Raw genomic sequence first — 12,417 nt, 5'->3', positions numbered from 1 at the left:
GTTGAAGCGTGTCAGACACCTTGTGTTGCTTTAGAGTGATAAAGCGACCTAGATGGATAGGATTTCGCGGATGTCGTCTTCGGAGAGGGCGGTTAGGTTGCCTTCTCCGGATTTGATCAGCGTGTCGAATAGGTCTTGTTTCTTTTCTTGAAGGGATTGAATTTTCTCTTCGATCGTCCCTTGAGCAATCATTTTTACAACCTGAACAGAATTTTTCTGTCCGATGCGGTGAGCACGATCGGCAGCTTGTTGTTCAACGGCCGGATTCCACCATAGGTCGTACAGAATAACCGTGTCAGCACCTGTCAGGTTAAGACCGGTACCGCCTGCTTTTAAGGAGATTAAGAAGACATCATGTTCACCTTCATTGAAGCGAGTAGCCATTTGAACACGCTCCTGAGCCGGGGTTGAGCCGTCCAGGTAAAAGTAGGTAAGCTTCTCTTCTTCGACAACCTTGGCAATTAAACCAAGCATGGATGTGAATTGAGAGAAGATCAGCATGCGCTGACCATTGGCATGAGCCTCTTGAATGAACGTTCGTAGTTCTTCGAGCTTCCCGGAATCACCCTGATAGTTTTCCATAAACAAGGAAGGGTGACAGCAGATCTGGCGCAACCGTGTTAAGTTACTCAAGATTTGCATGCGGTTCGCCTGGAACCCTTCGCCCTGGAGCTGGGATTTCGTTTGGCGTTGTACTTCATTTAAGTAGCCTACATAGAGTTGGCGTTGTTCTTTTGTCAATTCGGTATAGCGGACCGTCTGGATCTTATCAGGGAGCTCGGTCAGAACTTCCTTCTTCGTCCTTCTGAGCACAAATGGCGTGATTTTCTTCTGCACGACGCCTTGTGGAAGGTTCTTGAACGACTTGCGGTCGTACAGCAATCCTGGCATGACGACAGAGAAGAGGGACCACAATTCTTCCGCTCGGTTCTCAACAGGTGTACCTGTTAAGGCGAACGCCGTCTCCGCGCGTACCCCTTGTATCGCTTTATAGGTTAGTGACGTGTGGTTCTTGAACGATTGCGCTTCATCGAGAAGCATTCCTTGGAAATAGTACGGCTTATACTGCTCGACATCTCTTCGGATCATTGAGTAAGACGTAATGATTAAGTCTACGCCGCTCAAGTCTTCAATGACAGCATTTCGCTCTTGTTTCGAACCGGCTACAACGCGAATGTTCAGTTCTGGTGTGAACTTCTTCGCCTCTTGCTCCCAGTTATAAATGAGAGAAGCCGGTGCGACAACTAGGAACGGATGGGCGTCAGGGCGCTCTTCTCGTCCTGCTAAAATGTAAGCCAATCCTTGCAGCGTCTTCCCAAGACCCATTTCATCCGCAAGAACGCCCCCGAACCCGTGCCTTGATAACGCTCGAAGCCACTGGAAGCCTCGTATCTGGTAGTCGCGAAGGTTTGCCTGTAGTTTGTCCGGAGGTGTTTCGCTTAAGGTTTCCGGACTTTTGACAGCTTCAATTAGTTTCTTAAAGGCTTCACTCTGTTTAACGCCAGTGGAAGTGTCCACCTGAAGTGCACGGTATTTAGGCAAATGCATAACGCCGTCGTGCACATCATTTCCATCGAGGTCAAGATCCTCGAAAAGGTTCCGGGTTTGATCCCATGCGTCGTCTTCGAGGGATAATATTTTCCCGTTGCTCAACTGATGATAGTCTTCTTTTGCTTTTAATGACTGGAACAAGGACTGAATGTCAGCATCAGAAAGGTCATCGGTCGGGAAGCGAACTTCGAACCAGCCGTAATTCTCATCCACATCGAGCGAGACAGGGACTTCTTCTGGAAGACTGCTGTACATTTCATCCACTTCAGGGTCTTTATACACGTCAGCGCGCTTTTCTAACTCGGGTAAAATGCGATAGAAAAAGCGGCCCAAGTTTTGGCTTCCGGATAGAGATAGAACAGAACCGTTCCAATGGAAATTCGCCTGTTCTACCAGGTTCATAATCTGGCGTTCTTTCTTCATATTTCGTGAGATGAGTTGTTCAGAATCTTGTCTTCCTCCGGTAAAAGGATTGATCATCTCATCCCCATAGTGAAATTGAAGATCAGCCCGCAAACTGCCGTCTTGTGCATTCAGGTGCATGACAGGTTCAAGGTCGTACCGTTTTAATTGACTTGTGATTCCTGATTCCACCTCGAGAAGATTATGGGCTTCTAGAATAGGAAACACCGTACCTGCTAGCTGCTCAATGTGCTCCCGGTCAAACAGTTGGCGATTGGCACTTTGCTCTCTTAAATGATGAAAAAGAGGAAGCACGGTCGGCCGCAAGGATTCGTTTACCTTGTAGATGCGCTCATTCTTATATAGGTAAGGAGCTGTTCCAATCGGTTGTGACAAAAATCCGTTATCTGCAATCGAAAGTGAGAAATGATCGTCCTCTTTTGATAGAAGAAAACTCTCTGGGAACGTGTTGTGGACAACTCGAAATGGAATTTCTGTTTTGTGATGTTTTAGAACAACAGAGTCACAGTCCTCAAAAAGCGTCAGAAGCTCCGTCAAAAACTGGTCTGGAATCCGGATGGTTTTCTTCGAGCTACTGGAGCGGTAAAAGTCATTCTCTGAATACATTTGCTGACTCTTTACTAAAGGATACAGCTTCTCTAAAACGGCTGCGTCTTCAGGCGCCATGATCTGCTGTTCCGGATCATACGTGTAATATTGCGTGAAGTAAAGGGGTTCTTGATCATACCAGGCATCGATGAATTCAGCCAGGTCCTTTACCACATAAAGTCTTGATGTCCCTGCTTTCATGGATAGTTCCACACTGTCCCGCTGAGCGAAGCGAGAAGCGATATTCTCAAGCTCGAACTGCAGATAAAGCGGCTCTTTTGAGGATTGGAACAGGCCGGATTCGTCTTCTTGATCGGCCATGTAGTCCATCAGTTCATCCACAAAAGAAGATGCCAAGTTCAGCTGCTTCGTTTTATCATGCTGAGAGGGCTGTGCAAAAATACCCCGCTCTGTGAGAGAATTATCCTGTTTGTTCCATATCGTATTGTTGTTTGTGTAACGATCGATCGTCTCAAGCATCGCTGCGACCATGTGTTTACACATCGGTTGCCCATCCGCGTAAGCCGGACACGTACACCGCCCGCGCTCATAGTTTCCATAATGAGTGGAAAATGTGAGATGAACTTCATAGTCGTCGATGCGTGTTCCCTCAACCGTTGCGTGCACAAATGTGCGGCTTGGATCCGTCCCAACATAGCGGTTGATTGACTTCACCAATCCATCCTGATAATAGTTGGCTCCTCGCTGGTAGGTTAACCAACCGCTAAGTTCCAACACTTCTGTTGATGTAATATCAATCATCTCAAAGACTCCCTTTCTTACCATGAACGTACTTATACAATACTGTCATTGTACCGCACAACCCACCCCCAACACAAAACCCCACCCCTTTTTACTACTACAGCACTAAAGGGTGTCAGACACGCGCCTTCCCTGCACAGCACTAAAGGGTGTCAGACACGCGCTGTTCCTGTACAGTACTAAAGGGTGTCAGACACACGCCATCCTTGCACAGCACTAAAGCGTGTCTGACACCCACCATCCCTTCACAGCACTAAAGCATCATTGTGTAATGAGATTGAAATGTTTTTTTGAGAAATATGAGAAAAAGGTCGATGGGTGGAGAATGTTCGCTATAATAAGCAACATAAGTTTTCAATACTTTCTGAATTTACTGATATTTTCCTTTTCCGAATTAGGAGGGATTGCGATGGAACAGGAACCTATACTTTCGGTTAACGATTTGCATACACAATTTCATACGAAGTCTGGAGTTGTGAAGGCGGTTGATGGGGTGAGTTTTGATATTAAGCCTGGAGAGACGCTCGGCATTGTCGGGGAGTCTGGTTCAGGGAAGAGTATCACGGCCATGTCGATCATGCGTCTCATTAAAGACCCAGGCAAGATCGCGAAAGGCGACATTATGTTTAAAGGAGAAAGCCTTCTTTCTAAATCCAATCGAGAGATGCGTGCGATTAGAGGGGATCGTATTTCAATGGTCTTCCAGGATCCGATGACATCTCTTAACCCGGTCTTTACAGTGGAGAAGCAAATGGTGGAGACGATTCGTGCTCACCGGAATGTTTCAAAGAAAGAAGCAATCAATCGAGCGGTGGAGCTTTTAGAACTTGTTGGCATTCCTTCACCTAGAAGTCGACTAAAAAGCTACCCTCACGAATTTAGTGGAGGAATGAGGCAACGGGTGATGATTGCACTTGCACTTTCGTGTGATCCGGAAGTCTTAATCGCCGATGAGCCGACGACAGCGCTTGATGTGACCATTCAGGCCCAGATCTTAGAGCTTCTTCAACGTCTTCAAAAGGAACTCGGGATGGCGATTATTATGATTACACACGACCTTGGCGTTGTCGCTGAAGTGTGCGAGCGAGTAATGGTCATGTACGCCGGAAAGCCGGTTGAGTTTGCTTATGTGCATGAGTTATTTGATCATCCGAAGCATCCATACACATGGGGGCTAATCGGATCGATTCCGAAGATTGTAAAAGAAAAAGTTCGTCTTGAGCCGATTCAAGGACTTCCGCCAGACTTACGGGCACTTCCGAAGGGATGTAGTTTTGCCCCTCGTTGTAAACATGCGATGGATCAATGCCTTGAAGTAGACCCGGCTTTACGTGAAGAATCCGAAGATCATCACGTACGCTGCTTGTTATATGAAGAGAAGGAAAAGGCGGTGACGTCATGACAACGCTATTAGAAGTGAACAATCTGAAGAAACATTTTCCGATTAAAGGTGGAGGCATTATTCCACGGAAAGTTGGAGCTGTGAAAGCTGTAGACGGTGTGTCGTTTTCCGTTCAAAAAGGGGAGACGCTCGGGCTTGTTGGAGAGAGTGGTTGTGGAAAATCTACGACGGGCCGCGCTATTTTAAACCTTATTAACCCATCAGAAGGGGAGGTTTTCTATAAGGGAGAGGACATATCAAAGCTTAAGGGTGAGAAGCTCCGTAAACTACGGCAGAATATCCAGATTATTTTCCAAGATCCTTATGCCTCTTTAAACCCGCGTATGACAGTGGAACAAATTATTGAAGAGCCAATGAAGGCTTTCAATACGCCGAAGAAAGAGCGAAAGGAAAAGGTGGACTACCTTCTTAATCGAGTGGGATTGAGTTCCTATCATAAACATCGTTACCCACACCAGTTTAGTGGAGGTCAGCGACAGCGGATTGGGATTGCCAGAGCCTTAACGGTTAACCCGGACCTCATTATTTGTGACGAGCCGGTTTCTGCGCTTGATGTTTCCATTCAGGCACAGGTGGTGAACTTGATGGAAGACTTGCAGGAAGAATTCAACTTAACCTACATATTTATCGCTCACGATTTAAGTGTCGTTCACCATATTAGTGACCGTGTTGCTGTTATGTATCTCGGTGAGATTGTCGAGGTCGGTGAAGTGGATGAGCTCTATTCGAATCCGAAGCACCCGTATACGCAAGCTCTTTTATCAGCGATTCCAGAGGCCAATCCTCATAAGAAAAAGGAACGCATTATGTTAGAAGGAGATCTACCAAGTCCTTCGATTCCGCCGGAAGGGTGTAAGTTCCACACCCGTTGCCCGTTTGCTGAAGAGCAATGCCGGGTGAAGCATCCGGAATTAAAGTCAGTTGCAGCAGGGGATCACCAGGCTGCTTGTCATTTAGTTAAAGAAGTTGTGGAAGCGCCTGTTTAGGGCCTGATGCATACATTTTTTCATATTTTATAAGGGGGTACCATGATGAAACAACATTTACTTCGGACGCTTCTTGGCGTTGCACTTTTGACACTTTTAGTTGTGGCAGGGTGTAGCGGTGATGATGATCAGGCGTCAACGGAAAACGACGACAGTCAAGACGATGCAAAAAGCAGTGAGAATGAAGATAACACGCTCGTATTCGCAAGAGGAGCGGACTCTCAACAGTTAGACCCGTCAAAAGTAACGGACGGAGAGTCTCTTTATGTAACTCAACAGATTTATGACACGTTAGTGACGTACAAGGAAGACGGAACAGAAGTACAGCCTGGACTTGCTACGGATTGGCAAGTGAGTGACGACGGCAAGAAATATACGTTCCAGCTTCGTGAGGACGTAAAATTCCACGATGGTACTGACTTCACGGCTGAAGACGTTGTGTATAACTTTGATCGTTGGGTGGAAACGGATGATTCCATTTACTTCGGTTACATGTTCGGTGGTTCTGAAGAAGATCCGAATGGTTTCTTGAAATCCGTTGAAGCAACGGGGGATTATGAAGTGACGTTTACGCTTGATAAGCCGAACGCACCGTTCATTTATACCCTTGCGATGCCTCCATTTGGTATTGCCTCTCCTGATGCTGTCGATGAGCATGGGGAGAACTACTTCAAGAACCCGGTTGGAACAGGACCTTTCAAGTTTAACTCATGGTCTAAAGGAGATAAGATCACCCTTGATAAAAACGAAGACTACTTTGGCGATGTGGCTCATGTAGATCAGGTAGTTTTCCGTGTTATTCCGGATAACGGTGCTCGCTATCTTGAGCTACAATCTGGCTCTATCGACATGATGAAGGGGATGAACCCACAGGATATCTCTGGCGCAGAAGATAACGAAGATCTTCAGGTGTTCCGCCGTCCTTCTATGAACGTTGGATACATGGCGATGAATACCGATCAGGATGGCCCAATGGCAGATCCTAAAGTGCGTAAAGCGATTAATCTAGGTGTAAATAAAGAAGAACTACTTACCCTATTCGAAGGATTAGGAAAACCTGCGAAAAACCCAATGCCACCAAGTCTTTGGGGATATAACGAGGACGTAGAACCTTATGGCTATGATCCTGAAGAAGCGAAGAAATTACTTGCTGAAGCGGGTTACGGGGACGGATTAGATGTGACACTTTACGCCATGTCCAACCCACGTCCTTACCTTCCGCAGCCGAAGTTAACGGCTCAAGCGATTCAGCAAATGCTTAAAGAAGTAAACGTAAACGTTGAGATCGTAGAAAACGAATGGGAAACGCACCAAACGAAAACGCAAAACGGTGAGCATGATATGGCGTTCTTAGGTTGGACAGGGGACAACGGTGACCCTGATAACTTCCTTTATGTTCTACTAGATAAGGATAATGCAAAAGAAGGTTCTGCAGGAAATATCGCTTTCTATAAGAATGACGAAATTCATGACTTGTTAACAGAGGCGCAAGTAGAGCAAGATCAGGAGAAACGTTCTGAGCTTTACAAGAAAGCGCAGGAAATTATTCATGACGATGCACCTTGGTTGCCAATCGCTCACACCACACCACCGATTGCAGCGAAGAACAACATCGACGGATATGTTCCACACCCAACAGGTACAGAGAAATTTAACCACATCAAACTGAAGTAAAAGCTAAAGCCTGCTCCTCCTTCAGTGGAGGGCAGGCACCTTTTACTAGAAAAGAAGAAAGGGAGGGATGTAGGATGGTAAGTTATATCGTTCGAAGATTGTTGATGACGATTCCTGTTTTACTTGGCGTCTCGATCCTGGCGTTTTCACTCATTCATTTAATACCGGGGGATCCAGCGCGAAGTATGCTAGGAAGCAAGGCGAACGAAGAGCAACTCATGCAGCTTCGTCAAGAACTACGGTTAGATGACCCGTACATCGCTCAGTATGGAAGCTTTCTTGGGGATCTGGCCACAGGAGATCTTGGTACGTCTGTAAAGTCAAAAGAGGCTGTAGCGGACGAGTTAGAGAATCGCTTGCCAGCAACAGTTGAATTGAGCCTGTTCGCTATGCTCCTTGCTACTGTCATTGGCGTTTTAGCCGGCGTGATTGCGGCTGTTAAACAGTATTCTTGGTTTGACAATGTGAGTATGACGGGGGCCTTGCTCGGTGTATCTATTCCGATCTTCTGGCTTGGACTTATGATGATCTGGTTATTCTCCGTTAAACTGCAGTGGCTACCGGCTTCTGGTCGTCTTTCGACTGGGACGGAGCTTGAGACGATTACGAATTTCTTTTTAATCGATAGCATTTTGACATGGAACTGGGCTGCATTTGGTGATGCATTTGTCCATTTGTTAATGCCAGGCATTGCGCTTGGGACGATTCCGATGGCGATTATTGCCCGTATGACCCGTTCAAGTATGCTTGAAGTCATGAACCAGGATTACATACGTACAGCGGATGCTAAGGGATTAGCGAGTTACCTTGTTGTCTTCCAACATGCTTTAAAAAATGCCTTCCTTCCTGTCCTGACGGTAATTGGTTTGCAGTTTGGTTTTCTACTAGGCGGAGCCGTATTAACAGAAACTATCTTCTCCTGGCCTGGAGTCGGCCGTTACGTATTGCAGTCGATTCTTGGACGTGACTATCCGGTCGTGCAAGGAACCATTCTCGTCATTGCGATTATGTTCGTGTTCGTAAACCTCCTGACCGATATTCTGTACAAATACATCGATCCGAGGATCTCATTTGATTAAGAAAGGATGTGACTCTTATGCCAGTAGCAGAAGTGCAATCGGAAGAAGAAGTTCGATCGGAACAGTCTGACCCGAAAGAAGTAAGTTTATGGAAAGATGCGTTATCGCGTATTGTAAAAAGCAAAACGTCGTTGCTCGGGTTAGTCATTATTACATTGCTTGTCGTGATTGCTGTATTTGCTCCCTTGATTGCCCCTTACCATCCGATTGATGACGGGAGTGTTATCGATCGCTATCAGCCGCCTTCTGGTGAGCACTGGTTAGGGACCGATGCTCTTGGCCGTGATATCTTCAGTCGTATTGCATATGGTGCGCGAATTTCGATTCAGATTGGTGTTGTAGCCGTCGGAATCTCAGCCGTTGTCGGCATTCTTCTTGGAGGAATCTCTGGTTATCTTGGGCGCTGGGTTGATATGGTCGTGATGCGATTTATTGATATCCTAATGGCCTTTCCGAGTATCCTTCTTGCCATTGCGATGGTGGCTGTACTTGGACGTAGCCTGACAAACGCTATGATTGCCGTCGGGATCGTGGGGGTTCCGCAATTTGCGCGGATTGTGCGGTCGACGGTGCTATCCGTGAAGGAAAAAGAATTCGTCGAAGCCGCCAGGGCGACAGGTGTGAAAAATGGACGCATCCTTTTCCGGCATGTTTTACCCAACTGTATGGCACCGATTATCGTTCAAACGACACTCAGTATTGGTACGGCAATCTTAGATGCAGCCGGTCTTAGCTTCCTTGGACTTGGAGCTCAAGGGGCAACGCCAGAGTGGGGAGCTATGCTTAAAGCAGGAGTCGACGCCTTACAAACGGCCCCGTGGGTTGTCATGTTCCCAGGCCTTGCGATTCTCCTTGTTGTATTAGGGTTCAACCTCCTTGGCGACGGACTTCGCGATGCTCTTGATCCAAGACTGAGGCAATAGTGTCAAATTTCAAAAAATATATTTATTAAGCACATGGAATCATGTACACTTTAGGATAAAGTTTGGCGAACTTTATCCTTTTTTTAATTGGCTTAATTAGAGATAAGGGCCGTTTGCGTATAATGGGAGATAGGGGTGGCTGGGGAACGACTCGCTTTCCGCGGCCTCACACGAGGTGGGGTCGTTCGACGTTGTCACAGGACGTGACGGTCTTAGTCGAACTTCACACTTTTTTAAAAGCCTCCTCGGGGAAACCGCCCTCCGGGGTCTCTTCGACCTCTTTCTCCCGCAGGAGTCTCCCCGTTCCCCAGCCACCCCTTATCGAAAATTTAAATAACGGCCCAGGGTTAGATTTACTTATATGACATGTTTTCCTTGAGTGAAAGAAACATAATAGAATAGGGAGGGATCCAATGAAAAAATACTCTATCGTCCTGGCACTCATTGTGGCTTGTGGTTTGTTGGTCTTGATTCGTTATCAAGATAGTTCTGAAGAGAACTGGAACACCTGGCCGAACCTTCCTGCTCCGGTTGGAAAAGAACCGATCCTTATTACATCAGCGGGGCAAGCCATTGAAGGAAAAGTCTTCTCTTACATAGCAGATGAATTGAATTTAGATGGAGACTATCGTCCTCGGGCATTGGCTACAGATTTATATGAATACAAAACCGTTGTTGTTGTAGTCGGCTATAGCCCCCACGGTGTGCGCCAAACCTACCGTTCTTATGAGGAAGAGAAGGAACGTGTTGAGCAATTGTATGATGAAGCGGAAGCAAGGGATACGCCTATTATTGTTGTTCAGCTAAGCGGAGCTTCAAGGGAAGACCCTTACACTTGGGACTTGTACCAAGCTTCTATCCCTCATGCGGATTACATCATAGGCATCCAAGACCTGGAATACAACGAAACCTTGCTAGAACAAGCCAAACAACATTCCGTCCCCATCACCCTTGTAGAAGGCATCGAAGACACCAAAACCCCCTTCAACCTGGCCTTCCGATAAGCGGGGCGCTTTAATGCTGTAAAGGATTGATTGGTGTCTGGCACCGTTTCGTACGGTGAAGTGATAAAGGAGGTGAGGAGATGATTGGGTACTTATTGGCTGGATGTGTGTTGTTGCTGTTGGGTATTTCATTTCCTGGCTTTACGCATGAGTGGACAGCGTGGATTTATGAGAACATTGAGAAGAGCTTAACGATGAGCGATAGTGGAAGCCTTTTGGTAACTGCTTTATCCTATGCTTTTTGGTATTTCTTAATTTTTTACTGTATTTATATTGGGAGTATGTTTATTTCGTATGCCGTTTCTAAAAATCGCAGATCGCTATTCTATCAAGGGCTTCTTGTTTTTCTTGTTATGGGGAGCGTTTATATCTTTAACGTGATTCACCATGAACATTACTCTTACTCGATCCATTTAGGATTGCTTGCGATTCTATTATTTTTACATAACTTTATTCCTGAGCAGCGATATTTTTATAGCATGTTTAGTGTCATTATCTTATTTTTATTCTTTGCGGTTCAGTGGTTAAACATGGTCCCAGGGCTTACGGTCTTTGGTATTGGTACGGATGATTTTGCGGTGAGTATTAAGCTTGCTGACGAATATTTAACGGATAATACGTTGTTTAGCACGATTTCCATTATTCTATTTGCTGGCTTTTTTTTAATCGCAGTCATTGTCACGACGATTCTTCACTTATTTAGCAAGCAAGTGACGATTACAAGGAAGTATCAAAAACAAACAGAAGAGCTACAGGAGGCGCGTGGTGAACTGTTTGAGACGAATGTATATAAAGAGATTCATTCGTTAGTGCACGATATGAAGACGCCTCTTGTGACAGTTGAGGGGCTTGTGTCCTTAATTGAATTAAAAAATGAGGATAAGAAAGTGGACGGATATTTTGACCGGATTTATGGATCGGTGAACAAGATGAAAGATATGGTTTCTGAGATTCTCTATGAGGAGACGAAGCGGGAGATGGAGGTCATGGAGGTCATACAATACGTGAGGAGTCATCTTTCCATTGATGACGATTCCATTACGGTTTCAGTAAAAGTGGAGGAAGACCTTCCGATGATCGAGGTGAATAAGATCCGCTTCTCCCGGGCCCTTTCGAATATGGTCGAGAATGCACTACGGTCGTTACGAGAAACGGGAGGCACGCTTAAGGTACAAGCCTATTCTTATGCTGAGGGGGTCGCTTTTTCTATTAAAGATGATGGTCCTGGCGTAGACCCTAGCTTATTAGAGGAGATCTGGGAAGAGGGGTTCAGTACGAAGCGTTCATCAGGAATTGGTTTGCCGTTTGTGAAGAGCGTTGTTGATCAGCATGGAGGCACGATTGATATGAAGAGTACACCGTATGTGGAGACGTCTGTAACGGTTTATTTACCTGTTTATGTAGAGGAGGAAGCTTATGATTTTAGTCATTGATGATAATGAAGATATACGTTTTACGGTACAAGAGATCTGTGATTTCGGTGGGTGGCAGGCTGAAACTGCGGTGAACGGAAAAGAAGGCGCCGAGCAGTTTCAATCTGGACGTCATCAGCTCGTATTGGTCGATTTCCACATGCCGGAGTGGGACGGACTTCAAACGGTAAAAGCTATCCGTAAAAAAGATCCTCATGTCCCGATTATCGTCTTAACGGTGGATGAGCGCTTTGAATTAGCCGAGGCGTTCACAAAAGAAGGGGCGAATGATTTTGCCTTAAAACCGATTAAAGCGGCTGATCTGTTATCGCGCATTAAGTTAAATTTAAAAATGGCGAAGCTGCAGGACGAGGGTCAAACAGCTTTCATTGAAAAAGGCATCAACGAAGACACACTACGCCAGGTGAAGGCTTACTTATATGAGCAGACAGAACCGCAAACCATTAATGAAATCCAGAAAAATCTTCCCGTCTCCTATCAAACCGTACACCGTTATTTGAACTATCTCGTCGAAATGGGAGACGTCGAAATCCAATCCCACTACGGCTCAAAAGGCCGCCCAAAAAACAAATACACCCTACTCTAAAAAGAG

Annotated in this window: 9 protein-coding genes; 8 read left to right on the top strand and 1 reads right to left on the bottom strand. The window is 45.9% G+C overall.

The genetic code is table 11. From position 1 onward, the window contains the following. Positions 1–48: 48 nt before the first annotated feature. Complete coding sequence (locus QNI29_RS18310) at positions 49–3,324, bottom strand: DEAD/DEAH box helicase (protein ID WP_231417959.1); 3,276 nt, start codon at positions 3,322–3,324, stop codon at positions 49–51. Between the two features lie 409 nt (positions 3,325–3,733). Between QNI29_RS18310 and QNI29_RS18305 the strand changes: the two genes are divergently transcribed. The 8 genes from QNI29_RS18305 to QNI29_RS18270 all read left to right on the top strand — a co-directional run bounded on the left by QNI29_RS18305 (position 3,734) and on the right by QNI29_RS18270 (position 12,411). Next, positions 3,734–4,726, top strand: coding sequence for an ABC transporter ATP-binding protein (locus tag QNI29_RS18305; protein WP_231417960.1), 993 nt, complete (start codon positions 3,734–3,736; stop codon positions 4,724–4,726). Beyond that, complete coding sequence (locus QNI29_RS18300) at positions 4,723–5,712, top strand: ABC transporter ATP-binding protein (RefSeq protein ID WP_231417961.1); 990 nt, start codon at positions 4,723–4,725, stop codon at positions 5,710–5,712. The genes QNI29_RS18305 and QNI29_RS18300 overlap by 4 nt, the downstream gene beginning before the upstream one ends. 42 nt (positions 5,713–5,754) lie before the next feature. Next, a complete protein-coding gene (locus QNI29_RS18295; protein ID WP_354665915.1) occupies positions 5,755–7,386 on the top strand; it encodes an ABC transporter substrate-binding protein in 1,632 nt (543 codons plus the stop codon). Between the two features lie 74 nt (positions 7,387–7,460). Next, positions 7,461–8,465, top strand: a complete 1,005-nt coding sequence (locus tag QNI29_RS18290) for an ABC transporter permease (RefSeq protein WP_231417962.1) — start codon at positions 7,461–7,463, stop codon at positions 8,463–8,465. Positions 8,466–8,482: 17 nt separating this feature from the next. Continuing rightward, positions 8,483–9,388, top strand: coding sequence for an ABC transporter permease (locus QNI29_RS18285; RefSeq protein WP_231417963.1), 906 nt, complete (start codon positions 8,483–8,485; stop codon positions 9,386–9,388). A gap of 413 nt (positions 9,389–9,801) precedes the next feature. Then, positions 9,802–10,392, top strand: coding sequence for a DUF6305 family protein (locus QNI29_RS18280; protein ID WP_231417964.1), 591 nt, complete (start codon positions 9,802–9,804; stop codon positions 10,390–10,392). Between the two features lie 80 nt (positions 10,393–10,472). Continuing rightward, the gene (locus QNI29_RS18275) at positions 10,473–11,825 is read left to right on the top strand and encodes a sensor histidine kinase (RefSeq protein ID WP_231417965.1); all 1,353 of its coding nucleotides are present in this window, start codon (positions 10,473–10,475) and stop codon (positions 11,823–11,825) included. Further along, entirely contained in the window at positions 11,809–12,411 is a 603-nt protein-coding gene (locus QNI29_RS18270; RefSeq protein WP_231417966.1) for a response regulator, read from the top strand. Before QNI29_RS18275 ends, QNI29_RS18270 begins: the two co-directional genes overlap by 17 nt. The last annotated feature ends 6 nt before the right edge of the window (positions 12,412–12,417 follow it).

The organism is Pontibacillus chungwhensis, assembly GCF_030166655.1.
Classification (GTDB): domain Bacteria; phylum Bacillota; class Bacilli; order Bacillales; family BH030062; genus Pontibacillus.
The sequence above is the reverse complement of the archived record's forward strand: the minus strand, read 5'-3'. Positions and strand labels throughout refer to the sequence as shown.